The organism is Halonotius sp. GCM10025705, assembly GCF_042662885.1.
Lineage (GTDB): Archaea > Halobacteriota > Halobacteria > Halobacteriales > Haloferacaceae > Halonotius > Halonotius aquaticus.
Map to the genome: position 1 here is coordinate 655,902 of NZ_JBHSZD010000001.1, position 22,532 is coordinate 678,433.

The window sequence follows — 22,532 nt, forward strand, 5'->3', positions numbered from 1 at the left end:
GTGAGTTGGTCGGCGACGATTTCGGGGATCGTCAGTCATCAACCCAATTGAACCCACCATCGGTTCGCTGTTGGCCGTCGAGTTCCGACCGCTCCTGTTGATCGTTGTGTGGGGCTGCTGGTGGTTGGTCGTTCTGGTTCGATCGTCGGTCAGCCGCGTGTGATTCCTCGGGTGGGGCGCTTCCCCATGCGTTCTCTGTCTGTGATCGCCGTGCGGTCGCGGTTCGCAGCGTCGCCGTATCAAAGGGCCACCAACTGCTTGCGGTGACACCGGTGAACTGCTGATCGCAGTTCGGACAGTACGGCTCCGGCAGCAGACCGAGATCAACCGTCTCGCCACAATCGTCACAGTCGGCGGCGTCGACGCCCTTTTCGATCGCCTCGTTTTTCAGCGTCTGCAACTGCTCCTGTTCGGCATGAGCGGCCTGCAGCGGTTCAAGCTGCTCGCGTTGTGATTCGATCGCCGACCCAAGCCGATATTCGAGGTTGTCGGTCGTCGACAGCAGGTGTTGGAGTACGTCCTCGATATTATCGAACTCAGTTTCGATCCACGCTTCGAGTTCCGCCCGTTCGTCGGCCTCCTCGGCGAGCCGGTCGGTGAGCTCGGCTTCGAGCTCGGAGAGCCGGCTTCTGATCTCGATGAGCTCATCGTCTAACTCGGCGACAACGCCGCGACTCTCCGCCCACGATTCCGTGTCTGCTGGCGTAAATTCCTCAAACTCGCCGGCTTCATCGTCCCTGTCAGTTGACGATGACGCCTCGGGGTCAGCACGCTCAGCGTTCGGCGTCGCCGACTCCGGTGTCGGCAGCGACTGTTCGCTCGCCAGTTCGTTGATGACCGTCCGAAGCTTTCCAAGCTCTTGTTCGATCCCTGAGAGCTCTAAGTCCTCGTCTGCCGTCGACGCCGCCGGTCGATTTGACTCGGCTGACGGCTCCGGCTCGGCCGTCGAGTTTCGCTTGGTCGACGGCTGCTCGCCGCCGTCAGTTGGTCGTTCTTGGTGGTCGGTAGATCGCTCCTGCCGGTCGGTGGGCTGTTCCCGTCGGTCGGGCGACGCCGTCCGAGGGGTGGGATCCGGTGGAGCCTCTTGACGGCTCGATGTGTGTTCGCTGCCCTCGGCGGTCGGATCGCCGTTGAGGACGACATCTGAGAGCTCTTCGAGCACCCAGTACGACGAGAGGATCTCATCGAGGAGCTCCCGCTCGGAGACGCCTTTCTTCGCCGCGGTTTCGGCGACCCACGCGCCGAGTGCATCCGTGTCGACCGCGGGCGTTCCGTCGTCCGAGAGTTGATCACGTGACATGAGCGATACGTTTGTTGTGAAATCAATTATCGTGATACTATGTTAAAAACATACTGTATTTCGAACGCGTGAAACCCTGATACGCCAAAGCCGCGCCGTTTCTGTCAGCTGTCTGTCGGACATTCGTCATCGTTGATGGCGATATCCCGTGTTGGCAGCACCAGCGACCTGTTGTCGCCCCGCTGTGTTTCGGCCGCGTGCCGTCGGTCAGTGGGTGGTTCCAAAGGTCTTTGCCTGTCGCTTGCCTACAGTATTGTAATGGATGCTGCCGTGCGGGCGCGGACTGCGGCCCGCGACACAGTTGAAGATATTGAGCCACCACGGCTGCGAGCCGTCCTGCTCGATCGCCTTGAGCGGGCGTCGATGGCACCCGGTGTCTTAGTGTATGAGAGCGCGCTTGGCCGAAAGCCCTCGCTTGCCCCGGAGGCCGTTATCGACCGAAGTGTTGGCGTCCAACTTATCTACGAAGGGCTCCGACTGACGCGATCGTTGGCCCACGAGGAGCCATGGACAACCGCCGAGGAGAGCGAAATCGACGCCGACTTAGAGATTCTGGCGGCCGATATCCTCGTCTCGCGGGGATTTTATCTATTGGCTCGAACCGAGGTCTCGGATGCTGCTGTCGAAACCATCCGGGCCTTCGGTCGGGATCAGACCCGCCGCCGGGAGCCCGACGCTGACGCCCCCACGCTCGATCGCAATCTTGAGGCTGATATCTTCGTGTTGGCAGTTCGGGCCGGCGTCACCGCCGTTGGTACTGATCCCACCGAGGCGCTACTTGAGTTTGCGGCCAACGCCGCCCGCAACTACGAGACCTTGCCGCCGGCGGCGAGCGTCGTCACTGAGCCGGTTCGGCAACGACTGACCGAGCTGGCCGCCGGCAGCGACGACCCAGTCGCGTCATCTGTTGGTGATCGCTGACCGGCCACAAACCGCGGGGCGGCACCGCCGAATCGAAACGCCTAAAGACAAACCCGAACTACGACTGAGTGCGTGCCTGGGTAGCTTAGCGGTAAAGCGCGTCCTTGGTAAGGACGAGACCCCGGATTCAAATTCCGGCCCAGGCTTTCCTTATACTGACTTCCTATCTACGTAGCGGGTGGTCATCACCACCGAGCAGCGTTCAGTAGCCACGACTGAACAGTGGTGATTGAGTCATCTCACGATACGACAGCAGGCGGCGGCTACTCGGCGTGGTCAAGTCGATCGATGACGGTTCCGAAGGCAACGTTCGGTCGAACCGTTTCGATCCGGATTTCGACGGTCTCGCCCTCCTCGGTCTCGGGGACGATCACCACAAAGCCGCGTTCGACGCGGGTGATCCCGTCGCCTTGGTCGCCTACATCTTCGATCTCGACGACGCGCGTCTCATCCTCGCTCACCGGCGGCTCGGGCTGCGACGCCGTCGGTGTCTCAGACCGTGCTGTCGACGGTGTTGCCTCGGTGCTGTCGTCGGGACTGTCGTTGCTATCGCTGCCCTCGCTGTCGGCCAGTATGGCGACACGGAGCGTCTCTCCCGGTGTGACAGCCCCTTTTTCGACCTCCGTTGCTGGCACGGTGAGCGTGTAGCTGTCCTCGGTTTCGGTGAGCTCTGCGGTGTACAAACAAGCGAGTTGCTCGGGGATCTCCATTGAGTTGCTGAAAAAGACGCGGCCAGTCTCTTGAACCTATCGACGCCACAGGCGGCGATGTCGCTGGAGACAGCGGCAACGGGGCTACCTAATATAGCGAGAGAGTCCCGTCCTTACCGTGAGGCGGGAGCGTTCCGACCAGTCGGAACCGGACGCCGAACAGGGCGTTGACAAATCGCTCCGCGATTTGTTTGCACACCAGAAATCTCCGATTTCTGGGGACGGGCGTGAATCGCGTGCGCTTGACTAAACCATCCACCGAACCGCTGCTAGTCCTGAGTCTCCAACGTGTCGAGTCCAACCTCCAGAACCTCTGTGTAGGCTGTTGAAAGGTCAAGATCGTTCGCTTCTGCATGGTCTTTGATTCGTCCGTGGGTCGCCCAATCAATGTCGATATTCGGTCGCATCAATAGTCTTATTAGACATTGGGACATATTATACTTTGGATGAAGCGCACCAACACCTTCGCCGTGCGACCGCTCACCGACGACGATGAGCAAGTGCTACGGGAGTTGTTGGACGCTTCTGCTGCGCTTTGGAACGAAATCAACTACCAGCGTTTGATGCGGTACAACGACGAAGACGGCTTCGAGGGTGACGTATGGGACGCTGATACCGGTCAACTCGAAGGCCAATACAAATGCGTTCTCGGTGCCTCAACCGCCCAGCAAGTGATTGCGACAAACAGTGAAGCGTGGCGGTCGTTCTTCCGCCTCAAAGACGAGTTCCACGATCCTGATAACCAGCAAGTCACCGAACACCCGGAACCGCCGGGATTCCGTGGCAACGAAGACGATGGGCGTGTTTTCAAAGGTGTCATCCGCAAGGACGCATACACCGTCGAGTGGGGCGACCGATCCCGGCTTGAGTTCGTTGTTGGCGAGGAACTGCGAGACAAACACAGCAGCCCGAAAAGTCGCTTCAGACTCGAAATCGTTGGTGACCCAAACTGGCCTGAGTATGACGATCAAAGCCGGTTAGAACTGTGGTACGACGAGACAGACGATGTATTCAGAGCTTCGCAGCCTGTGACTGTTTCTGACGATGCACAGGCAACTCCACTGGCTTCGGAAGAAGCCGCTCTGGACATTGGCGCGAACAATCTCGTCGCTTGCACTACAACGACCGGTGAGCAATATCTGTACGAAGGGCGTGAGTTGTTCGACCGATTCCGCGACACGACGCGAGAAATCGCTCGCTTACAGTCCAAGCTATCGGAAGGCCGATACAGCAGCCAGCGTATCCGGCGGTTGTATCGCCAACGTACTCGCCGCCGCGACCACGCCCAAGCCGCGCTGTGTCGTGACCTGATCGAACGACTGTACGACGAGGGCGTTGCTACCGTGTATATCGGCGGCTTGACCGACGTACTCGACACCCACTGGTCGGTCGAGACGAACGCCAAGACACACAACTTCTGGGCGTTCAAACAGTTCACCGAACGGTTGGCGACGACAGCCGAGGAATACGATATTTCGATTGCGGTTCGATCAGAGGCGTGGACGAGTCGAGAGTGCCCGCAGTGTGGCTCAACAGATCGAACACACCGACATCAAGATACGTTGATGTGTCAGTGCGGGTTTGAGGGCCACGCCGACCTCACCGCTAGTGAGACGTTCTTAGCGCGGCAGACCGTGCAGGCAGTCAGGCCGATGGCACGGCCCGTGCGGTTGGAGTGGGACAGCCATGAGTGGCTGGAGATATCACACTCTCATCGTCCCAAACAACAGCGCACAGACCCGAGTACCGTCAACAGCGACGGGAATCTTGCCGCCGGGGAATCTTAGACCGGCTGAGACTCCCATGGTGGAAACCGCGCCGTTCACGGCGCGGAGGATGTCATTCGCTGTACTCCTCGACGAGATTTGTCAGCGGCGTTCGGAGTTTGCCCGTTCCGTCAACGTCGCCCGTTTTGTAGATCCGATACTGCTCGTCGCGTTTCTCGACGGTGATCAGATGGTCGGCGGGGTCGACCGTCCAGCCGGCGTCTTCAAGCCGTGCTTGGAGGGCGGTGAGATCAACCGTCTCCTCGGCGAGCATAATCGCCGCTTGTTGGCCGGTCAGCGTCCGAAGTCTACCCTCGGGAAAGGTGTAGAGCTTCACGTTGTGCTCGGTTGCCCCGCCATAGAGTTCGCTGGGTGGGGCGTCTGTCCAGTCAGGCCACCGTCGGTTGAGCCCGGATTCGACAAAAGCAACGCTGACGGCGGGCTCGGAGGCCTCGTAGTCGGGATTGTCAGCGGCGACCGTTCGATCCGAGTCGGGATCCGACACGGTGACTTCGCTGATCGGTGCGTCTCGCTGCAAGACAACGACCGCGAGATCAGGTTCGTCGTCCTCGGTGTCAACAACGTACTCGCCCGGTTCCATGTGCTCCCGTTACCGAAGCCGGAATAAATACTTCCTGCATACACATCGTCACGACGCTTCCGCGACGCCGCATGGCGGTCACCATCACCGACACCTGCCGTCGACAGCGACCGAGGTGAAAAGATCCGCTTGGAACGGTGTGCGTTCAGTACCGCGAGGGGAGGAACGCGAAAGCGATCAACAGCATCGCGATGAAGCCGGCGGTGAACGTGACCCACCGCAGCCCGGTGACGCGCTGAGAGAACGTCTCCTGCTCGCTAACGGATGCCTGGTAGGCCTCGGCGTTGTCGGTCAGCTCAACGGTGTTCGCCCCGGTGAAGTAGGCGGTGTAAGTGGTGTTGTCGGCAAGCGTGATCGTATCGCCGGTTTTCAGCGTCTGACTGTTGGACTCATCAGCCGTCCACGACACGGTGATACTCTCGTTGGTGACCGTATCGATCGTGGCCTGCTGGCCATCGTACGGCACCGTTTCACCCTCGGTGAATGTCACCGTTGCGGGATCGAAGTACTCCGAGACAGGGACGCGCTCGTCGTCGACGAGGACGAACTCGCCGTTGTCACCGGAGTAGGTTGTGTTGTCAGCAGCCGGATCGGCTTCGAGGATCGCCGTGCGGTCGATGGCCTCCTCGACGGTCACCGACGAGGCTGAGGTACTGACGACATTCCACTCGCGTTCGTCGACGGTGATCGTGTCGCCGACTGCCCAGTCGTCGGTGTTTTCGACATTCGCCACCGTCCATTCGAGCGTCGCCTCTCTGTGGGTGCTTGTACTCCCGTGGCCGCCCTCCTCGGTGACCTCTTCGACCGTCGCTGCGGTGTAGGACTGTCCGTCGACGGTGAATCCATCACCCGATGAGAGCTGGAAATTCGGATTCTCGACCGCTACTTGTGGTTGTTCGGCGGTTACCATCAGCGTGTACGACGCAACGCCGATGAGGACGAACAACGCGACGTACACGGCCACAGCGCGTCGTTGCATGTTTCGGGCAACGTACGTCCGGTGTATAACGATTACTAACCGCCGGTGGCTGTGAGGGCGGTTTCGACGTGCTTTTTATCGGCGACCGAACAGACAGTGGTATGGCAGAATTCCAAGTCGCCGTCGCTGACCCGACCGACGGACAGACGTATCAACATGAGGTCGACGGACAGGACGCCAACCGATTCCTCGGGCGAGAGCTCGGCGAGGAGGTCGACGGCGGTGCGGTCGGCCTTGATGAGTACACGCTCAAACTGACCGGTGGCTCCGACGAGACAGGCCGTCCGATGCGGGAGGATGTTCCGGGCGCACAGATCCGCGAACGCCTGCTTGAGGGCGGCGTCGGCTTCAACCCCACCCGTGACGGCGAGCGCAAACGCATCACTGTTCGCGGCCGCCAGGTCTCCGAGGAGACCGCACAGGTCAACGCGACGATCGTCGACAGCGACGACAACGTTCGTGTCGCTCTCGGCCTCGAAGAGCCGGAACCAGACGAAGACGAAGAAGCGGAAGACGCCGATGCTGAGGACGCGGACGAGGATGAGGATGAAGTGGCGGACGCCGACGATGCTGAGGATGCAGATACCGAAGACGCTGCGGAAGATGCTGACGCAGACGCCGATGCGGCGGATGCTGACGAGGCGGCCGACGCTGACAGCGACGACGAGAAAGCGGACGCGTAAGGAGACCGTCCATGTCGACGCGGCTTCCGAGCGACAGCGACGCGGTCGATTCATATCGGGCGACGATCGTCCGCCGTGGCGGCAGCCGCACCCCTGTCTCGAACTCCCGGCAGCCGTCGCCGAGGCGGTCGCCGTCGACGACCGACTCACGATCGTGATCGACGGCGCGGACTATTTTGCGACCGTTGCGGGCGACGACAGCGGGCGACTGTTGTATGGCGCCTATGCCACCCGCAAACAGGCCCGGTCGACCGGCGAGGGCACCAACCGACTCGGCGAGTGGCTCCGCGGGCTCGACCGCGAGATCGGCGACAGCGTTATCTGTGATGTGATCGTCGACGGCGAGCGATACGGGCTGCGCGCGCCGGGTGATCGCGCCGTCTACACGGTCAAACATGAACCCCGGGACTCCTTGCAGTCGATCGCCGAATCGCTCGATGGCGACAACTGAGCCGCTGGCTGGGATCCCGACCGAGTGGATATTCCTAAATGCGTGGCGTCACCACACCGAGTATGGACGATCTCACCGCGTTTCTCGCCGGCGACCGACTGGATGACGTAGCGATTTACGTCGCTGATACTGTCTTCGATGGTGACCACCCACTGTCAACGGCCGGTATCGCTGTCGATGGTGGCGTCGTCGTTGTCGTGGCCGGCGAGACGGGCCGAGAGGCCTTCGCTGACAGCACCGGGCTTGATCCGATGGCGTTTGCCAAGCAGGCGATGGATCGTACCGGCGAGATCGATGACCGCCTCGCCGGTGGCGTCTGTCCCGACGCAGGCGACACCGACGCCGAGGCGGCCATCGACGATCACCACATCGAGTTCGGCTTCGCGTTTGCCGAGGCCGAAAACCAAGAGGTTGGCGGGCTCTACGCTGAGGGCGATGTGATCCACGCCTACGCCCACTGTAGTTGTGGCACCGACTTCAGCCAGAAGTGGGTGGCCGATCCACCGGCCTGAGCGGCCACTGTCGCCGCCGGGAACATACCTTTTTGACGCCGACTCTCATACGAAGCCGTATGCGAATCATTGTCGTTGGCTACGGCCGGGTTGGAGCCCGCACGGCCCGGGTGTTAGACGAGGAAGGCTACGATGTCGTCGTTGTTGACAACGATCGCGAGAAGGTCGACCGCGCCCGTGAGACGGGGCTGACCGTGATCCACGGCGACGGGGCCGACGAATCGGTGTTACAGGAAGCCGGCATCGACGACGCCGACGCCATCGGCGGGATCACCGGCGATGTGGCGGTCAACCACGAGATCTGTCTGCTCGGCCAGGAGTACGGCTGTCGCACCGTCCTGCGGATCAGCGAGGATGTGAGCAGCGACAAATATGAGGAGTACGCCGCGGCCGCCGATGATGTCATCTACCCACAGCGACTCGGCGCGGCCGGCGCGAAAACCGCGCTCCTCGGCGGTAGTCTCAACGCGATCGGCGATCTGACCGAGGCCCTCCAGTTGACGACGGTCACTGTCGATGACGACGCCCCGATCGTCGGCCAGCGGGTTTCGGAGATCGATCTGCCGGAGACCGCGCGGCTCTACGCCCACGGCCACAAACGCGATCCGATGACGATCCCGCTGCCGACGACAACCGTTGAGGCCGGTGATCGACTGGCACTCGTCGTCGAGCAGGACGCTGTCGACGAGGTTACCGCGATCCTCCTTGGCGAGTAGCCGACTGGGAACGCTCTTGTAAACGGGCCTGCAACGCCGCGTATGCACTGGCCCGAGCTGTTTGCTCGCGCGCCGACGGTCGACCGCGAAGCCATCGAAACTGCGCTCTCGTCACACCGTGATCGCACAACTGAGGCGGCCTCTGAGGCCGACGCTGCGGCGATCACCGAGCCACGGGAGTCACAGCCCGTCCGCGTTGTCGCCGATGCCGACGTGCTTGTAGCCGACCTGTGTGGCGACGGCGACGCCAGAGCCGCGCTTGAACCCCTGTGGCAACACTCCTGGACGACGCTCGTCGCCAGCGACGACCTACTCGCCGACGCCGAAGCCGTCATCGAAACGATCGCCGACAGCGATCTGGCGCGCGACTGGCGGGCAGCCATTGATTCGTGGCGGGAGCCTGTTGTCCACCACCCCGGCGACCACCCGGCACTCGCCTCGGCCTACCGCGGTGGCGCGATGCACCTGTTGTCGTTTGATGAGGGACTCACCGGCGCGCAGGCTGGGGCGACACTCAGCGGGCGGTTCCCGGTTAGCGTGCGCGAGCCCGCGGCGTTCGCACAACTGTTTGACCCAGACCGACTGTACGGCACGGTCGCCGACGATTCCTCCCCGACCCGAACCGGGAGCCACGATCGGCGTAGCTACCGCTGCTGATACCACTCGGCGAAGGCCGCAAGCGCGCGGCCACGATGTGACAGCTCGTTTTTCTCCACGGCGGTGCGCTCCGCAAACGTCGCTCCGTCGTGTTCGAAGATCGGATCGTACCCGAAGCCGCCGTCACCGCGCGGGGCGACGATCTCACCGTCGACGACGCCGGTGAAACACTGTACTGGAAGGCTGCCATCGTCGACGGGGTCGTCGACCGCCTCGCCATCACAGTAGGCTAACACACAGCGGAACGCAGCGCTGCGATCGCTCAGTGGCTCGGCTAACTCCCAGACGCGGTCGACGCCGATGGTGGTTTCGACAAACGAGGAGTACGGCCCCGGAAAGCCATCAAAGGCGTCAATGAAGAGCCCAGCGTCGTCGACGACGACCGGCTCGCCGACCTCGCGGTAGGCATCGCGGGCCCCTGCGGCCGCGATCGGCTCCAGCGTCGGGGCTTGGATCTCCGGGTAGTCGTAGTCGTAGGTGTCGATCGTCCCGTCGCCGAGATAGCTTTCGGCCTCCCGGAGCTTGCCGGGGTTGGTCGTCACATACTGCAGCATGGCTGGTGGTTCGTCGCGGCGCGAAAAGAGGCGTCGATTTACGGGGTGTTAGTCTTCGACGATGACTTCGACCGGCTCGTCGTCGCCGTCGTCGTCGAGATCGATGTCCTCGCCGTCATCGCTGCCGCCGCTGCGCTCCTGATAGAGCAGCGCGCCGGTGACACCCAGGGCGACCCACGACCGCCAGCTGGCGAGGTTCAGCGTGTAGCCGATGCCGAACGGTTTCTCGACGAGCATCCCCTCGTCGGGTTTCCAGTGGGCCGACAGCAGCCGGCCGATGGAGGGGCGTTCGAAGTTATACGGGATGCCAAACAGCGTTCCGGACTCGGATTTCTTTCCCATGGGAGGTGGTAGTTGCCTCAGTGTAATGAAAATTCGCCTTTCTGCACTGATAGGTTAGGGCTCGCCGCGGTGCCGGTTACTGATACCGGCCGCGATCTTCGACCGTTGCCAGCCGATCGATGACTTCTGGGTTGCCGGCAGCAGTGTAACCATCACTCACCGCATCGAGTAGTGGGTTTGGGTCGTCAGCGGTCGCCGCGAGGCTCTGGCGGAGCACATGCAGATCCATCGCGTAATCCTCGATGTGGCCCGAATGGAAGCCGAGGCCGAAATCGACCAGCCAGACACGGTCGCCGACGCGGACGTTTCGGGTGGTTGGATCGCCATGCACCAGCCCTGCATTGTGGATCGCTGCGAGATGGTTCCCTACCGTCGTGACCGCGTCGGTGGTCAGTCGCTCGGCAAGATCAGCCTCGCCGACGTGCTGGAGGTGGAGTGTCGCGGTTTCGCGGTCGACATCCCAGACAAGGGGTGTCGGGACACCAGCGGCGCGGGCCTCGCTGGTCAGTCGCGCCTCAGCCGTCGTGCGTTCGCCGGTGAGTGTCGTATCGAGGGCGGGATGGCGATAGGTCTTCGAGAGTCGGCGTTTCCGAACACACTGAGCGGGCAGTTCGTACTCGCAGTCGGTCGGCGCAACCATGTCGACGACTGCTTCCGCCCCGCGCTGGCGACCATGCCGATCACCGACGGACTGCGTCGCTGTCGCCTCGTCTGCTGACGACGCCGCCTCGACGCCACGGCCACGCGCGACTGACTGCTCACCCTGCCGCCACGCGACAGCGACCTCGTCGGGCCGAAAGTTCGGATCGACCGTTGAGTCCTCGATGGCGACTGTCTGCCCGGCGGCGAACTGTTTGGCCCCCAAGACGGCGATCATCCCCGCGTTGTCACGGAGAAACCGGTTGTCTGGAACGTAGAACCTCGCACCGCGTTCTTCACACATCGTTTCCAGCATCGACTGCAGGCGGGCGTTTTGGCCCACCCCGCCGCCGAGGACGAGTTCGTCGGTGCCCGTCAGCGACAGCGCGCGCTCGGCGACTTCGGTCAACATCCCGAAGATGTGTTCTTGCAGCGAAAAGCAGATATCCTCGATCGCCTCGCCGTCGTCGGCGGCGTCTTTCGCCGCGCTCATGATGCCGGAAAACGAGAAGTCCATCCCCTTGACGACGTAGGGGAGATCGATGAGCTCGCCGTCCGTGGCTGCCGCCTCGACTTTCGGGCCGCCGGGGTGCTCCCAGCCGATGTGTCGGGTAAACTTATCGAGGGCGTTGCCGACGCCGGTGTCCATCGTCTCGCCGAGCACCCGGTAGCGACCGTTGTGGTAGCCCAGCAGGTGGGCGTTTGCGCCCGAGGCGTTCAGACAGACCGGCGAGTCGAACCCCGACTGATGGCGGCCGATTTCGAGATGGGCGACCATGTGGTTGACGCCGACCAGCGGCACGTTGAGGGCCTGCGCGGCCGCGCGGGCGGCGGTGCCAACCGTGCGGAGACACGGGCCGAGTCCCGGGCCCTGCGAGAACGCAACGCAGTCGATGCCGTAGCGGTTTGGACTGTCAGCGTCGCTGGCGGCTGTGTCGGCAGCGTCGTCGACAGTCTCAGCGGCGTGCGCAAGCGCGCGGTCGATGACTTTTGGGATCGCTTCACCCATATGTTCGGCGGCCTCACGCGGGTGAATGCCGCCGCTATCGGGTTGGTAGGGATCCGACTCGATGAAAACGGTGTCGTCGGAGTCGTCGTAGCAGGCCGCGCTGGCGGCCCATGCGGTGCCCTCGATGCCGAGCACACGCATGTCGCCTTAGGCTTCCTCGGCGTCGGGGGCGTCGTCGGCGATCTTGTTGCGCTCCAACATGTGTTCCTGTTCGACCTCGGCGGCGTGGTCGGGGCTGTCGTAGACCTTCGCGTAGCCGACCGTTTTTCGCATGCCGAAGGTGGTATCGAGTTCGTGGACGACGACCTCTTCGGCGTCCTTGTCGAGTTTGGCCGCGAGACTGTCACGCACCGAGAGCCGTGATGGCGTGGCCTCGTCGTGAACCGTCTCGAACCGGATATCCGTGCGATGCAACATGGGGTTCTCCTCCTCGGAGACGATAGTTACGTCCATGGTTAGTTGGTGATACTCCACCCGAAAGCTGTAAAAGGATTTCGAAGGGGCTCTTTTGCCCGCCACGATACCTGCTGTTACTGTTTGGCCGCGGCTGTCCGCGTGTCGTTCCAGTCCAGCACCCACTCGAAGAGCACGAGCCCGGTAACGGTCATCACCCCAGCCGAGAGGAAAAACAGGATCTCCTCGATCGGCAGGCCAAAGGGGCGATCCCGGTCGTATACTGCTCAGAGAGCACCCACAGTCCCTGACCGATCGCCCAGCGATCGATAATCCACAGATAGATCGTCGGCACCAACGCCGCCTCGATCCACGCCCGCGGTCGACGAACGAGATAGCCGCCGCCGACGGCCCACTGGAGGGCGACGACGGGGCCAACCCACGCGAGTAGCCCGCCAAGGTACAGCCACGACGGCTGCTGAAACACCATCCAGAGCCCACCGCCGAACAACAGCACGCCGACACCGACGCCGGCGATCCGGGGGCCCCACGCAAAATCGCCCGTCTCGTAGCTCGGATCGAACCCGCGCCAGTATAGATAAAAGCCGACGGTCAGCGTCTGGATCCCGAAAAACAGGTATTCGCCGGCCGGAATCGACAGCAGTCGGGCGGCGACGACCCCTCACCGTACCACCAGACGCCGCGTTGGATCATATACGACCCCCACGGCGTCGTGTAGGCGACGGCGATGGCAACGAGGATCGCCAGCCCGGCCGCGCCGCGTCGCCGCCGAATCCGATCGTATGCCGGCGTCAGGTACCACAGCAGGGCCAACAGTGGCAGTGTCAAAACGAGATGGAACTGCAGATAGGTGGTGGGCACTGCTTATCGTAGCACCCACTGATAAAACAACATTGCGGCTACAGCGCCCACTATGCGTCGATGCGGTGACACGATATCGTGGGACGAACCGCCGTTCGACAGGACGGTGGCTATCCCCGGCCGATCTGGTTAGTGGCTTGTCACGCCGTCGGCGTTGACTGTGATCACCGTACAGTCAAGTTCGCCTTTGAGAAACTCGCCGATATCAGGGTCGGCCCGCAGCTTTCGGAGCATGCGTTGCCACCGGCCGGCCTGTCGGGAGCCGATGACGACGAGATCGGCGTTCTCGCCGACGATCTCCTCTAAGATCGTCTCTTCGAGCAAAAAGCCGCGGCGAACGACATACCGGACGTTGTCGAGTTCGCCGAACTCCCGTTCGATCGCCCGCTTGAGATCGGTTCGGGTGACGTTCTTGCTGTTCTGATAGAGGTCGACATGGAGCACCGAGAGCTCGGCGTCGCGGTCGGTGCTGATCTCGATCGCCTCCCGAAGCGTCGCTGCGGAGTGCTCGCTGAGCGGGTACCGAACCGGGACGACGATCAGCGTCATTGCCACCGTTCGCCGCCGGGCGATGAAGAAGATATCGCTCCTGTTCGCTGGCCGAGAGAGCCGTGGGCCATGGCTCAGATCGGGGCACTGCCCGGATCAGGGTGGACAACCTGAAACTCGCCGTCAGGCTCGATGCCGATGATCGCCCAATCATAGGGTGGCTTCGCCGACTGAAGTGACGACTGCAGTGGTTCGGTACAGTCCATCCAGGTGACGAAACACCGAAGCCGCGGGCCGCCCTCGGAGCCATATTCAAGGATCTCACCGGGCGATTTGGCGTCCTCGGCACGCAGCGGCGTCACCTGGACGCGCCGCCATTTCCGCTCGGCGACGAACTCGCTACCGCGCTCCTCGATCGCGTAGCCGAGCCGTTTGAAGACGTCTCGGGCCTCTTCAGCCGGTGGTATGGTAACAGTGGCCATCCACATCGGAGTTAGGCGTAATCCATGATAAAGCTTCCCACGGCCTGTCTGATAGGTTGCCTCCGGCTTACTCGTGGGCTGCGTCCCACTCATCGGGTTTGCGAATGTTCGAACAGCCGTTGCAGACGATTCGCCCCATCGTATCCATCGCATTGTCGAAGCCACCGCAGGCGTTGCAGTAGTAGCCCCACCGCTCCGTTCCCTCGACCCCACAGTACACTGGATGAAAGACATCAACGGAGCCGCGTTCTGCTTCCTCGCGGTCGATATAGACGGTATCGCCGTCGGCCGTCGTCGCTTGCTCTCGGCTCATACCCAGGGTACCGTCCGCGATGGGCTTAGGCGTGTGGCTCTCCGGGGTAGCTCCATCGCCTCACACCCGACAGCGCGCTATCCGCTCCCGCGACAGAGGACTTATTCAGGTCGCTCCCACACCAGTCAGTATGGCTGATTACACAACGGTGTCGATCCCGAAAGAGCCGGGAACCGTGTTGAGGAGACGATCGAAGGAACAAGCTTCACCTCGACGAGCGATCTCGTCCGATTCCTGCTGCGAAGTATCGTCATCCAACAGGAGCCTGACGGCACAGTAACCGAGGAGGATTTCGCCGAGGTCACCGATCAGCTTCGGGATCTCGGCTATCTGGACTAGCTACTCGATCGATTCGACCGGCGGTTCGGCATCAAGGCCGACCAACTCGACGCCCGTGCCGCGACGGTCGAAGGCACGGATTTTCTCGGCGTCCCACGGCGGAACCGCCACGAGGACGGCCCCAGCCAGATCGTCCTCCTTTGTCACCGCAAGCGGGCCGGTTGGATGTGAGACAAAACGGGCTTGCGCGCCGCCGGAGGGGTGCCAAGATCGACCCCGAAAACTGAACTCACCGCACCACCGGCATCTGGCAGATAGAAGTGTGTCAACACCGATGTGTCCGGGCCGATATCGGCGAGCCGATTATCGGTACCGGTCAACTCACCGGCCGGCGTCGCTGCCAGCGGGACGTTCGCCTCTTGTGGCTCTCGGTCGGTCGCGAACTCGACGAGCACATCGAGCAGCCCGGCTGTCGCATAGAGCACCACGGATTACCCGGTGAGAAACCCTTTCAGCGTCTTTGCGTACAGCGAGGGGGTGTTCGCTCGCGACGACCTGAGTGCGCCCTCAAGTGCTCCGCCGGCGTCCTCGTGAATTCCCGCACCGTGGCCGACAAGAATCCGCTCCGGTCGCCCGTGGGATCGGAGCCCTTCGGGTGGTGTCAGCCGGAGCATCGGGTGAACGCCGAGTCGCTCCTCGCCCGCAAGAAAGTAGGCGGCTGTCCCGACCGATTCGGGGACAACCATCGTCCCGGTTCCGGGATTGTAGAGGCCGGCCTCCTGCCATGGCGGCAGCGACGAATCCCGGATCACAAAGGACTCGAAGCCGGAGTCGCCGAGGTCGCTCCCAAACCGGCTGACCGGGGCGTCGATCTCGTTGGCAACGCCGGACATCCACGTCGGAACGTATACGTCGACATCGTGACGGCGAGCGATTGCGGCGGCATCACGCTTGTGGCGGTCGAGACAGACGGCGACGCCGGCAACCTCGCTGGCTCCCGGCCCGGATTCACCGACCTCGGCGAGCAGGTCGTCGACGCCGGCGGCATCGACGGGGTCGATCACCCAGACGCCGTCCGGTGTTGCGAGCGCGTGGCTCGCCCGTTGCATCGTTTCGTCGGGATAGGCCAGCCAGCCGACGCCGCCGTCGAAGCGATCGATTACCTGCAAGTCGGCCGGGCCGTCTCCTTTCATCGGCATACCTGCGGTTGGGGCTGTGGCGGCATAAACACAGGCACGTCGCCGTGTGGATGGTGGTATTGCGGTGGCGGCTGTCTCGCTGGCGTAGCTATATGATCGCGGGGCGCAAACCGCCTGCCAGTCGCCATGTCCCGATCGTCGACGGAGCACGGCAGCCATGATGCGATCGATCCCGCCGAGACCACCATCGAGAGCCTCTTTGCGGATCTCAACACGGTGACGGTCGAGACGACAGCGCCGCGTGCCGATGCCGCGGTGCACGATATCAAACAGCTCCTCGTCGAGGCCTACGAGCGCGGGCTCCTCGATTCCGGCGTTCGGGAGCTTCAGCCCCGAGATGCCGCCGAAGCGTTTGTTGGCAGCGTTATCTTCGCCTCGCCGTTACTCGTCGAGGACGGCGTCTTCGACATTGGGGCGCATCTCTTTGGATCGACGGTCGCCGGCGTCCCGATCTATCTGCTCGCCAACACGCTGTTTGTCGTCGTGTTGACCTACGCGCTGTTGGAGTGGACAGGGCGAAATCAGCAGGAGACAACGGTGTTTCTCAGGAGCTTGCCCGTCAGGGTGGTGATGATCCTTGTCGTCTCCTTTGTTGTCGCGACGGTGTTGATGACGGTCTGGGGGCGGGTCAACGGCTGGGCCTCACCGATTGCGGCGATCGCGCGTATCACCGTGATCTGGACGGTCGGCTCGATCGGAGCCGCATTGGGTGATATCCTCTCAGACAACGACAGCCCACCGGCCGTCTCGGCACCGCCGTCGGCGACACCCGAAAGCAACGACGCCAGCGAGGCCGACGCGGCGGCGACAGCCGATCGCACGGCAGCGGCAGCGTTGACCGACAGCGCGCTCGTCGACGCGCTTCAGGCGGAGTTCGACGACCTCGAATCGGCTGTTGGCGCTCCCCACCGCGAGGCGGTCACCCGCATCCGCGCGGAGACGGTACAGGCCGCCCTTGACGATGGCTTTGGCGACCGGATTCAGAAATACACCACCCGGGATATCGCCGAGGCCTTCGTCGGTAGCATCTTCTTTGCGATCCCGTTTCTTGTCGAGGATGGCGTCTTCGAGATCGCCGACTACTTTCTCTCTGTTCGATTCGCTGGCCTCCCTGTGGCGTTCCTGCTCAACGCGGCCTTTGTCTTGGTGATGATTCTCGCCTTAGTCTACTGGGCCGGGCCACAGGATGTGCGGATCCGTCGGCCGCTCTTTGGCGTCATCCCCCGCCGCCTGATCGGGATCGCTATCGTCTCGTTTCTGACGGCGGCGGCGTTGATGACGCTGTGGGGTCGAGTCAACGGCTGGGCCGATCCGGTCGTTGCCCTCGCTCGGATCAGCGTCGTCTGGACGGTCGCCTCCTTCGGCGCGTCGCTGGGTGACATCCTGCCCGGTGAGAGTTCCGGAGCCGACATCAACGACGATCTTGCGGCCCTCGGCGATGCGGCTCGCAACACTGACGCATAACATCGCTGTCGCGACGTTGGATGGTGGTGTGCCGCCGTCGTCGACACCGCTACAGGCCCCTCGACCGTTCAGCTTACTGGCCCGCCTACAGCCGATCAGTATTGATCGCGGTTTCTGGTGGCGTAATAATGAGGAAATCTCGAAAATGCATGAGCTCGCCGCCCATATCTTTGATCTCGCGGGCAAAGCCGGCGGCCAACTCGTTGAGGTCGCCCTCGACAGCGAGGACGAGCACGTTGCCCTGGGTGATCGACTGTACCCATTCGGTATCCTCGGTCTCGCCGTTGAGCACGCCCAACACCACCTCGTCGCTCGGCATATCATCGAGTTGCGCCTCCGCCTCACGGAGGTCGAGATCGAAATCCGCCATACTCCCCGGTTAGCCGGCGGCAGTAAAGCGTTCGGGCGTTGCCATCGACGTGGCCGGCCGGCTGTCCGCCACCCACGTCGGCTGCCTGAACGACAGCGTTTTTCGCTGTCCGGCACCGACTGGCCAGTAATGTCAGCCTCCGCCCCTCGCGTTCGTTGTCGGCCGCGGCCGCGGTGTTGCCGTCATGAATCGACGCCATGCCTGCCCGCGGTCGCTCACTCGACACGGCAGTCAGCACCGTGGCAGTCAGTTGCCGATGACGGTCGCTGTGGGTGGTGGTGATGGCTGAGCCGAATACTGATTCGACAGATCAACAGCCGGTCGGCTCGGTGACCGCTGACGGCCATATCGTCACCAGCGATGCCGGCGGCAACTCCGGCGGCTCGCGCTGGCGGCTGCTGGGAAAGCTGTGGGCGATCGTCCTCGCCGCTGGACTTGGCTTCGGTGCGATCTTACTGCCAGCCGTGTTGGTACTGCCACTGCTCGCGGCGACGCTGGTGTTCCCGATTGAGCAGCCGTTGTCGCCGTTGGCGGAGCTTGCGATCAATTTTGTGTTTGGCCAGATCCTGGCGATGGGCGGGATTGCTGCCGCGTATCTGTGGGCCACTGGGAAGGAGCTCTCCTTTGTGCGCATCCGCAAGCCGACGCTGGGCCAGGTGTTGGTGATCGCGGTCGCGCCGTTTGTCGTCCTGTTTAGTATCGGGATCGTCAATCTCATCTCCTTTTCACTCGGCGTCCAGGCAGCCTCCCACAGCCTGTTGAACTTCGAGGGGATCGAGCCGACATTTTATCTGGTGTTGATTCCGTTTATGATCCTCATCGTTGGCCCGTTTGAGGAACTGCTCTACCGAGGGATCATCCAAACGCGGCTGACACACTCCTTCAGCCGCCCGACAGCGATCGTGCTGGCGAGTTTCATCTTCGTGCCGATCCACCTGACGGCCTACAGCGCTGGTGGGGCCAGCCTGGTTCAGGTGCTTGCGGCGTTCGCGGCGTTGTTCGCCGGCTCGGTCATCTACGGGGCCCTCTATGAGTGGACGGAGAATCTAACGGTCGTCGCGCTGGCCCACGGGCTCACGAACTCGGTGCAGCTTCTCGTTATCTACGTTATTACGACCAGCGATGAGCTGGCAGAGCTGGCGAATCAGGCAACGGTACTTCTCGGTCTCTGATTAGGCTACTCGGTGCGGTCGGTGGTTTGCTCATCGCGGCTGCGGTGACGGAGGCCTTGCCTATCCCCGGCTGTAGCCGCACCCGCAGTATTTTATTTACCGATCCCCACGCTCCGGTGTGGACGCCCACCAGCCCCAGTTAGAGAACCCCTTCGGCATGGACGAGGAGTGTACCAACTGTCCGGGGCTCTGTGAGGCACGCAGCAACGTCGTTCACGGCTACGGCGATGTCGGCGGCGAGTTCATCTTCATCGCTGAACGCCCCCACGAGGGTGCCGACACGACAGGAATCCCGTTTACCGGCGACGACGCCGGTCGCCGCCTCCAGTGGATCCTCGGCGAACTCGGCTTTGTGCGATCCGACCCTGACGCCGCGGAACCGGACATGCAGAACGCCTTTTGTACTTATCTGACCCGCTGTCGACACCCAGATCGTGAGCCGAGCGAACCCGAGATCAACACCTGCGAGCCGTATCTCAACGCCGAGATCCGGATGATGAACCCCCAGATCATCGTCCCCATCGGTCAACGGGTGATCGAATCGCTGGCGATGGAGTACACAACCCGGTCGCCGGACGCCTTCGATATCGAGGAGGTTCACGCGACAACCGTTCGCGGCCGTGGCTTCGAGCTTGTCCCGATGCTGGAACTCGGCCGGCAGACTGACGCCGACAGCGAGGCCTTTATCGAGCATATAACCGAGAACGTGTTTTCGCGGGATTATCGCCAGACGAAGGGCCGCCAGAGTCGCTGACGATCGCGGCTCGCCGGTGGGCAGTCAGCCCGTCTGGGATCACCGTGTTCAAGACGCCGCCGCCCTGAGCCGTGGGTATGACCGTAATCGCCGTGCTGGCGTCGCCACCCCGTGAGGGGCTTGTGTTGCCCGCGCTTTCGGAGACAAGCCCGCTGTCGACCACCGCGGCAACCGATCTCTACGAGGCGATGTTGGCCGATACGTTCCACGCGATCGACCGCTCGGGGGCGGAACTGCTCGTTAACTACCCGGACTCTGAGCAGTTGCCGGAAGCCCACCAGACTGACACCGAGCCGGTCGCTGAGCTCCGCGCTATCGTTGCCGACGCGCTTGATGATCCCTCGGATGTGCGGTTTGAGCCGCAGGTCGGCTCGACGTTTTCGGCGCGGGCGGGCAACACGGTGACGCATCTCCTCCGCGAGGAGGAGCGGCGTCGGCGGCCGTCATCCGCGGGACGGCACCGCTGTTGTCGCGGACGATGATCGATGGGGCGGCGATGAAGCTCCGCACCAACGATGTGGTTGTCGGCCCGGCGAGTGAGGGACGGGTCTACTACGCTGGCTTTACCGAAGCGATCGACTTTGCCGATGTCTTCGGCGCGATAGAGCTCCAACGGCTTGCTGATCGGGCGGCCGACGCCGAGTTGTCGACGGCATTCTTGGGTACTTCGCCGGTCGTCGAAACCGGCGCGGATCTTCGGACGCTGGTACCAGAGCTGCGCGCCCGGATCTCGGCCGAACGGATCGTCCCCGAGCGCACAGCGACGTTCATCCACGATCATGGGCTCGCGGTCGTCGAGGGCGACGATGGGCTCGAACTCGTTGCCGATCAGTGAGCCGGTTCGCTTGCCACACCCGGCACGACAGGTCTTTGGTGTCGCCTCCGTTAGCGAGTCGGTATGAGCAACCGCGTCGTTGAGGGCCGCATGGTCACCGCCGAATCGCTGGCCGAGTTGATCGAAGGGGAGTCGCCGATGGAAGCGACCGAGATCGAGGATGCCGACCGTGAGTGTCCGGACTGCGGCGGCAACGTGTTGACCGTCGGGTATATGCCGAGCGTCACGTCGTTTGTTACCGGCTACAAGTGTCAGGATTGCGACTGGAACGACAGCGAGGCTGAGTAGCCAGTCCCGGCTGCGGGTCGCCGGTGGCGACCGAAACCCCTTTACTGTGGTTCGGGTAAGATGCTGGCGAGGGGACGTGGCCAAGCCAGGCATGGCGACTGACTCCAGAGGCCACGCGCCCGGGACGACACTCCAGACTGATATACCGAGCGACCGACTGATCATCGGTTCGCAATGACGACCCTCTGGAGTTCCGAGGCGCGTACCGGAGATATCAGTCGATCGGGGGTTCAAATCCCTCCGTCCCCACTTTGTCCTACTTCGCTTCGTAATACCGACCTTATAGCCCCGCAGACGCCGTTTTAGCATCTGAAAACCGTTTCAGGGCACCATATTCGGGGTTCAAATCTATGCCTCATGAACCCCATATCGATGATAGTGGTCTCCCGTCACCGGGTTATTGTGATTCTACCGTCGACAATAGTGGCCCACTCAGTTGGGAGATGGCTGTCTCACGGCAGTTGTAGAGTGCCCTCGTAATGGTGTGTGTCGTTGACGGTATCGACGTAGCGGTATGCAGCTGGTGGGTCGATACCCCACTGCTGGAGTCGGCTATCGACCCCATCGACGATGGTCGTCACAAACGACCCTCGATCCCTGAGCGTTGGCGGTGATTGCGTATGGACTGTCTTGTATCGACAGACAGCAGTCGATCCGTCAGGCGGACTGATATCAATCTGCAGGTCGTTTCTGAGCGTCCCGCTCACGGCGCTGGCGTTCCCGAGTAACAGCTGTTCGCCGAACGTGTCGATCGCTGTCACCACTGAATCAGGAACGTGGTTCATCTGCCGAAGCTACGTGCTGCCTCGGCAAATGCGTTTGTTGAGTACTTCAGAGGATGTACGATTCACCATTGACGATCATGTTCGGGGCCCTGAACTCCTTGTATGTCGTTCCACCATCAGGCGCGATCGCAATGAAACGAACCTTGGTTCGCTCATCAAGTTGGGTTACCCCTGAATCGCGGTTAGATCAAACCGCGCGGTTATGAGATCAGATTGATCCGATAAGGTGCTGGTGCCATTGTCAGCTAGTCCCTGTATCGAGTGGTACGACACACCGTCGCTCACATCCTCGTTGCCGTTGACGACGGTCGCGTTGCCGTTGACCTCCACGGTGTAGGAGGCGTCGCTGAGATTAATCGGGTCTGAGCCCGGCGTCAGGCGCATACTAATATTCAGCACGTCGATGTCGCCGTTGTTCGTGGTCTCCTCGCCGATGGCGTGTTTGATCTGGATGACGTTGCTGACCTCTGCGGTCGTCTCCTCGCCGGTAGCTTGGGCTTGAGCCTGTAGCAACCCCGCGGTGTTGATCAGGACGCCGGCGGCGATCGCCGCGACCAGCACCATCGCTATGAACACGATGAGCGTCCCGATCCCAACCTGACCGCGAGCTGCCTCGGACATAGTGTGACGTCGCTCACCCGGAACAAGGGCAGCGATATCTGTAACTGTAGTCAGGAAGGCATTAAACATAGGCCTAAAATTATCAAAAGCAATAATTGATGTATGCTCTCAGATCAAACCAAACCCAATTTTAGTACCTAATACACTATTTGAAGAAGTTCGGACTACAAATTTTCTTCTATGATACTATCTGCTGTCTCGAAACGTGCGATTATATCAGAAACAATATTATTTCATCGACCAACGCCTGTTGTGGGTGCTGGTAGGTTGCTGACCGCCGCCGTCGATTCCGAGGGAGAGATTTTAGTCGGCGGCCGACAACGATCCGATAGCGACACAGCGACGGCCACTGTTGGCCGTTGCACC

At 62.1% G+C, this 22,532-nt stretch carries 28 protein-coding genes, 2 tRNA genes and 4 pseudogenes; 15 read left to right on the forward strand and 19 right to left on the reverse strand.

Annotated elements, in window-relative coordinates; translation table 11 throughout:
- Positions 1-31: 31 nt before the first annotated feature.
- Entirely contained in the window at positions 32-1,300 is a 1,269-nt protein-coding gene (locus ACFQJB_RS03680; protein ID WP_379724093.1) for a hypothetical protein, read from the reverse strand.
- A gap of 258 nt (positions 1,301-1,558) precedes the next feature.
- Between ACFQJB_RS03680 and ACFQJB_RS03685 the strand changes: the two genes are divergently transcribed.
- Together ACFQJB_RS03685 and ACFQJB_RS03690 are read left to right on the forward strand one after the other, a co-directional pair.
- Entirely contained in the window at positions 1,559-2,221 is a 663-nt protein-coding gene (locus ACFQJB_RS03685; RefSeq protein ID WP_120100392.1) for a DUF7114 family protein, read from the forward strand.
- Between the two features lie 74 nt (positions 2,222-2,295).
- Positions 2,296-2,367: transfer RNA gene (locus ACFQJB_RS03690), tRNA-Thr, on the forward strand.
- A 117-nt stretch (positions 2,368-2,484) separates the two neighbouring features.
- Here ACFQJB_RS03690 and ACFQJB_RS03695 read toward each other — a convergent pair.
- Positions 2,485-2,931, reverse strand: coding sequence for a TRAM domain-containing protein (locus tag ACFQJB_RS03695; RefSeq protein ID WP_379724097.1), 447 nt, complete (start codon positions 2,929-2,931; stop codon positions 2,485-2,487).
- Between the two features lie 446 nt (positions 2,932-3,377).
- On the opposite strand from ACFQJB_RS03695, the gene ACFQJB_RS03700 reads away from it, so the two are divergent.
- Positions 3,378-4,718: an RNA-guided endonuclease InsQ/TnpB family protein gene (locus ACFQJB_RS03700; RefSeq protein WP_379724100.1), complete on the forward strand. Its 1,341-nt coding sequence runs from the start codon at positions 3,378-3,380 to the stop codon at positions 4,716-4,718.
- A gap of 52 nt (positions 4,719-4,770) precedes the next feature.
- On the opposite strand, the gene ACFQJB_RS03705 is transcribed toward ACFQJB_RS03700, so the two are convergent.
- Both ACFQJB_RS03705 and ACFQJB_RS03710 read right to left on the reverse strand, forming a co-directional pair.
- Entirely contained in the window at positions 4,771-5,298 is a 528-nt protein-coding gene (locus ACFQJB_RS03705; RefSeq protein ID WP_379724102.1) for a hypothetical protein, read from the reverse strand.
- A 145-nt stretch (positions 5,299-5,443) separates the two neighbouring features.
- Positions 5,444-6,277, reverse strand: coding sequence for a hypothetical protein (locus tag ACFQJB_RS03710; protein WP_379724105.1), 834 nt, complete (start codon positions 6,275-6,277; stop codon positions 5,444-5,446).
- A gap of 101 nt (positions 6,278-6,378) precedes the next feature.
- Between ACFQJB_RS03710 and ACFQJB_RS03715 the strand changes: the two are divergent.
- From ACFQJB_RS03715 to ACFQJB_RS03735, 5 genes and pseudogenes are all read left to right on the forward strand, one after another.
- Positions 6,379-6,783: pseudogene (locus ACFQJB_RS03715) on the forward strand (30S ribosomal protein S6e); the annotation flags it as partial.
- Between the two features lie 40 nt (positions 6,784-6,823).
- The gene (locus tag ACFQJB_RS03720) at positions 6,824-7,411 is read left to right on the forward strand and encodes a DUF7112 family protein (RefSeq protein ID WP_379724108.1); all 588 of its coding nucleotides are present in this window, start codon (positions 6,824-6,826) and stop codon (positions 7,409-7,411) included.
- Between the two features lie 62 nt (positions 7,412-7,473).
- The gene (locus ACFQJB_RS03725) at positions 7,474-7,923 is read left to right on the forward strand and encodes a DUF5807 family protein (RefSeq protein WP_379724111.1); all 450 of its coding nucleotides are present in this window, start codon (positions 7,474-7,476) and stop codon (positions 7,921-7,923) included.
- Between the two features lie 59 nt (positions 7,924-7,982).
- Positions 7,983-8,639 carry a potassium channel family protein gene (locus tag ACFQJB_RS03730; RefSeq protein ID WP_379724114.1) on the forward strand — a complete coding sequence of 219 codons (657 nt, stop codon included), beginning with the start codon at positions 7,983-7,985 and terminating at the stop codon, positions 8,637-8,639.
- A 42-nt stretch (positions 8,640-8,681) separates the two neighbouring features.
- Positions 8,682-9,296: a DUF7384 family protein gene (locus ACFQJB_RS03735; RefSeq protein WP_379724116.1), complete on the forward strand. Its 615-nt coding sequence runs from the start codon at positions 8,682-8,684 to the stop codon at positions 9,294-9,296.
- Here the strand turns inward: ACFQJB_RS03735 and rdgB are convergent.
- From rdgB to ACFQJB_RS03775, 8 genes and pseudogenes are all read right to left on the reverse strand, one after another.
- Positions 9,284-9,850, reverse strand: a complete 567-nt coding sequence (gene rdgB / locus ACFQJB_RS03740; protein ID WP_379724119.1) for an RdgB/HAM1 family non-canonical purine NTP pyrophosphatase — start codon at positions 9,848-9,850, stop codon at positions 9,284-9,286. The two genes, ACFQJB_RS03735 and rdgB, sit on opposite strands and share 13 nt — an antisense overlap.
- Before the next feature lie 48 nt (positions 9,851-9,898).
- Positions 9,899-10,192, reverse strand: a complete 294-nt coding sequence (locus tag ACFQJB_RS03745) for a DUF5808 domain-containing protein (RefSeq protein WP_120082628.1) — start codon at positions 10,190-10,192, stop codon at positions 9,899-9,901.
- A gap of 76 nt (positions 10,193-10,268) precedes the next feature.
- Complete coding sequence (locus tag ACFQJB_RS03750) at positions 10,269-11,981, reverse strand: bifunctional N(6)-L-threonylcarbamoyladenine synthase/serine/threonine protein kinase (RefSeq protein ID WP_379724123.1); 1,713 nt, start codon at positions 11,979-11,981, stop codon at positions 10,269-10,271.
- A gap of 6 nt (positions 11,982-11,987) precedes the next feature.
- Positions 11,988-12,293, reverse strand: a complete 306-nt coding sequence (locus ACFQJB_RS03755; RefSeq protein ID WP_120100367.1) for a 30S ribosomal protein S24e — start codon at positions 12,291-12,293, stop codon at positions 11,988-11,990.
- Between the two features lie 77 nt (positions 12,294-12,370).
- A pseudogene (locus tag ACFQJB_RS03760) lies at positions 12,371-13,115 on the reverse strand (lycopene cyclase domain-containing protein).
- A 129-nt stretch (positions 13,116-13,244) separates the two neighbouring features.
- Positions 13,245-13,664, reverse strand: coding sequence for a universal stress protein (locus ACFQJB_RS03765; protein WP_379727946.1), 420 nt, complete (start codon positions 13,662-13,664; stop codon positions 13,245-13,247).
- A gap of 74 nt (positions 13,665-13,738) precedes the next feature.
- A complete protein-coding gene (locus ACFQJB_RS03770; protein WP_120100871.1) occupies positions 13,739-14,086 on the reverse strand; it encodes a DUF7116 family protein in 348 nt (115 codons plus the stop codon).
- A 67-nt stretch (positions 14,087-14,153) separates the two neighbouring features.
- Positions 14,154-14,399 carry a DUF5816 domain-containing protein gene (locus ACFQJB_RS03775; RefSeq protein WP_379724127.1) on the reverse strand — a complete coding sequence of 82 codons (246 nt, stop codon included), beginning with the start codon at positions 14,397-14,399 and terminating at the stop codon, positions 14,154-14,156.
- 130 nt (positions 14,400-14,529) lie between these two features.
- Here ACFQJB_RS03775 and ACFQJB_RS03780 point away from each other — a divergent pair.
- Positions 14,530-14,738, forward strand: a pseudogene (locus ACFQJB_RS03780) (CopG family transcriptional regulator).
- Here the strand turns inward: ACFQJB_RS03780 and ACFQJB_RS03785 are convergent.
- Genes ACFQJB_RS03785 through ACFQJB_RS03795 form a run of 3 tightly spaced genes read right to left on the reverse strand, consistent with a single transcriptional unit; the run spans position 14,739 to position 15,877 of the window.
- Positions 14,739-14,885 (reverse strand): hypothetical protein, encoded by a 147-nt coding sequence (locus tag ACFQJB_RS03785; RefSeq protein ID WP_379724130.1) that lies wholly within the window; start codon positions 14,883-14,885, stop codon positions 14,739-14,741. It abuts the pseudogene before it with no gap.
- Entirely contained in the window at positions 14,882-15,163 is a 282-nt protein-coding gene (locus ACFQJB_RS03790; RefSeq protein ID WP_379724133.1) for a hypothetical protein, read from the reverse strand. Before ACFQJB_RS03790 ends, ACFQJB_RS03785 begins: the two co-directional genes overlap by 4 nt.
- Before the next feature lie 6 nt (positions 15,164-15,169).
- A complete protein-coding gene (locus ACFQJB_RS03795; RefSeq protein ID WP_379724136.1) occupies positions 15,170-15,877 on the reverse strand; it encodes a hypothetical protein in 708 nt (235 codons plus the stop codon).
- A 126-nt stretch (positions 15,878-16,003) separates the two neighbouring features.
- Here ACFQJB_RS03795 and ACFQJB_RS03800 point away from each other — a divergent pair, with 126 nt between their 5' ends.
- Positions 16,004-17,341: a DUF2391 family protein gene (locus ACFQJB_RS03800; RefSeq protein WP_379724138.1), complete on the forward strand. Its 1,338-nt coding sequence runs from the start codon at positions 16,004-16,006 to the stop codon at positions 17,339-17,341.
- A gap of 85 nt (positions 17,342-17,426) precedes the next feature.
- Here the strand turns inward: ACFQJB_RS03800 and ACFQJB_RS03805 are convergent, their stop codons facing one another.
- Both ACFQJB_RS03805 and ACFQJB_RS03810 read right to left on the reverse strand, forming a co-directional pair.
- Positions 17,427-17,711, reverse strand: coding sequence for a DUF5779 family protein (locus ACFQJB_RS03805; RefSeq protein WP_120100349.1), 285 nt, complete (start codon positions 17,709-17,711; stop codon positions 17,427-17,429).
- A complete protein-coding gene (locus ACFQJB_RS03810) occupies positions 17,683-17,937 on the reverse strand; it encodes a hypothetical protein (protein ID WP_379724142.1) in 255 nt (84 codons plus the stop codon). The genes ACFQJB_RS03805 and ACFQJB_RS03810 overlap by 29 nt, the downstream gene beginning before the upstream one ends.
- A 55-nt stretch (positions 17,938-17,992) precedes the next feature.
- Between ACFQJB_RS03810 and ACFQJB_RS03815 the strand changes: the two genes are divergently transcribed.
- From ACFQJB_RS03815 to ACFQJB_RS03835, 5 genes and pseudogenes are all read left to right on the forward strand, one after another.
- The gene (locus ACFQJB_RS03815; RefSeq protein ID WP_379724145.1) at positions 17,993-18,883 is read left to right on the forward strand and encodes a CPBP family intramembrane glutamic endopeptidase; all 891 of its coding nucleotides are present in this window, start codon (positions 17,993-17,995) and stop codon (positions 18,881-18,883) included.
- Between the two features lie 118 nt (positions 18,884-19,001).
- Positions 19,002-19,637, forward strand: a complete 636-nt coding sequence (locus ACFQJB_RS03820) for a uracil-DNA glycosylase (protein WP_379724148.1) — start codon at positions 19,002-19,004, stop codon at positions 19,635-19,637.
- Positions 19,638-19,714: 77 nt separating this feature from the next.
- Positions 19,715-20,472, forward strand: a pseudogene (locus tag ACFQJB_RS03825) (TIGR04282 family arsenosugar biosynthesis glycosyltransferase).
- A gap of 63 nt (positions 20,473-20,535) precedes the next feature.
- Entirely contained in the window at positions 20,536-20,760 is a 225-nt protein-coding gene (locus ACFQJB_RS03830; RefSeq protein WP_379724151.1) for a DUF5795 family protein, read from the forward strand.
- A gap of 70 nt (positions 20,761-20,830) precedes the next feature.
- Positions 20,831-21,009, forward strand: a tRNA-Trp gene (locus ACFQJB_RS03835).
- A 203-nt stretch (positions 21,010-21,212) separates the two neighbouring features.
- On the opposite strand, the gene ACFQJB_RS03840 is transcribed toward ACFQJB_RS03835, so the two are convergent.
- Both ACFQJB_RS03840 and ACFQJB_RS03845 read right to left on the reverse strand, forming a co-directional pair.
- Complete coding sequence (locus tag ACFQJB_RS03840; RefSeq protein WP_379724154.1) at positions 21,213-21,545, reverse strand: hypothetical protein; 333 nt, start codon at positions 21,543-21,545, stop codon at positions 21,213-21,215.
- A 165-nt stretch (positions 21,546-21,710) separates the two neighbouring features.
- Positions 21,711-22,166: an archaellin/type IV pilin N-terminal domain-containing protein gene (locus ACFQJB_RS03845; protein ID WP_379724157.1), complete on the reverse strand. Its 456-nt coding sequence runs from the start codon at positions 22,164-22,166 to the stop codon at positions 21,711-21,713.
- Between the last annotated feature and the right edge of the window lie 366 nt (positions 22,167-22,532).

Bases quoted from the DNA above. Each gene is read 5' to 3' on its own strand.
- ACFQJB_RS03725 (WP_379724111.1), top strand. From the start codon at position 7,474: ATGGACGATCTCACCGCGTTTCTCGCCGGCGACCGACTGGATGACGTA.
- ACFQJB_RS03755 (WP_120100367.1), bottom strand. From the start codon at position 12,293: ATGGACGTAACTATCGTCTCCGAGGAGGAGAACCCCATGTTGCATCGC.
- ACFQJB_RS03775 (WP_379724127.1), bottom strand. From the start codon at position 14,399: ATGAGCCGAGAGCAAGCGACGACGGCCGACGGCGATACCGTCTATATC.
- ACFQJB_RS03815 (WP_379724145.1), top strand. From the start codon at position 17,993: ATGGCTGAGCCGAATACTGATTCGACAGATCAACAGCCGGTCGGCTCG.
- ACFQJB_RS03750 (WP_379724123.1), bottom strand. From the start codon at position 11,981: ATGCGTGTGCTCGGCATCGAGGGCACCGCATGGGCCGCCAGCGCGGCC.
- ACFQJB_RS03840 (WP_379724154.1), bottom strand. From the start codon at position 21,545: ATGAACCACGTTCCTGATTCAGTGGTGACAGCGATCGACACGTTCGGC.
- ACFQJB_RS03705 (WP_379724102.1), bottom strand. From the start codon at position 5,298: ATGGAACCGGGCGAGTACGTTGTTGACACCGAGGACGACGAACCTGAT.
- ACFQJB_RS03765 (WP_379727946.1), bottom strand. From the start codon at position 13,664: ATGACGCTGATCGTCGTCCCGGTTCGGTACCCGCTCAGCGAGCACTCC.
- ACFQJB_RS03720 (WP_379724108.1), top strand. From the start codon at position 6,824: ATGAAGTGGCGGACGCCGACGATGCTGAGGATGCAGATACCGAAGACG.
- ACFQJB_RS03770 (WP_120100871.1), bottom strand. From the start codon at position 14,086: ATGGCCACTGTTACCATACCACCGGCTGAAGAGGCCCGAGACGTCTTC.
- ACFQJB_RS03745 (WP_120082628.1), bottom strand. From the start codon at position 10,192: ATGGGAAAGAAATCCGAGTCCGGAACGCTGTTTGGCATCCCGTATAAC.
- ACFQJB_RS03730 (WP_379724114.1), top strand. From the start codon at position 7,983: ATGCGAATCATTGTCGTTGGCTACGGCCGGGTTGGAGCCCGCACGGCC.
- ACFQJB_RS03680 (WP_379724093.1), bottom strand. From the start codon at position 1,300: ATGTCACGTGATCAACTCTCGGACGACGGAACGCCCGCGGTCGACACG.
- ACFQJB_RS03700 (WP_379724100.1), top strand. From the start codon at position 3,378: ATGAAGCGCACCAACACCTTCGCCGTGCGACCGCTCACCGACGACGAT.
- ACFQJB_RS03710 (WP_379724105.1), bottom strand. From the start codon at position 6,277: ATGCAACGACGCGCTGTGGCCGTGTACGTCGCGTTGTTCGTCCTCATC.
- ACFQJB_RS03800 (WP_379724138.1), top strand. From the start codon at position 16,004: ATGTCCCGATCGTCGACGGAGCACGGCAGCCATGATGCGATCGATCCC.
- ACFQJB_RS03685 (WP_120100392.1), top strand. From the start codon at position 1,559: ATGGATGCTGCCGTGCGGGCGCGGACTGCGGCCCGCGACACAGTTGAA.
- ACFQJB_RS03830 (WP_379724151.1), top strand. From the start codon at position 20,536: ATGAGCAACCGCGTCGTTGAGGGCCGCATGGTCACCGCCGAATCGCTG.
- ACFQJB_RS03845 (WP_379724157.1), bottom strand. From the start codon at position 22,166: ATGTCCGAGGCAGCTCGCGGTCAGGTTGGGATCGGGACGCTCATCGTG.
- ACFQJB_RS03805 (WP_120100349.1), bottom strand. From the start codon at position 17,711: ATGGCGGATTTCGATCTCGACCTCCGTGAGGCGGAGGCGCAACTCGAT.
- ACFQJB_RS03735 (WP_379724116.1), top strand. From the start codon at position 8,682: ATGCACTGGCCCGAGCTGTTTGCTCGCGCGCCGACGGTCGACCGCGAA.
- ACFQJB_RS03795 (WP_379724136.1), bottom strand. From the start codon at position 15,877: ATGCCGATGAAAGGAGACGGCCCGGCCGACTTGCAGGTAATCGATCGC.
- rdgB (WP_379724119.1), bottom strand. From the start codon at position 9,850: ATGCTGCAGTATGTGACGACCAACCCCGGCAAGCTCCGGGAGGCCGAA.
- ACFQJB_RS03695 (WP_379724097.1), bottom strand. From the start codon at position 2,931: ATGGAGATCCCCGAGCAACTCGCTTGTTTGTACACCGCAGAGCTCACC.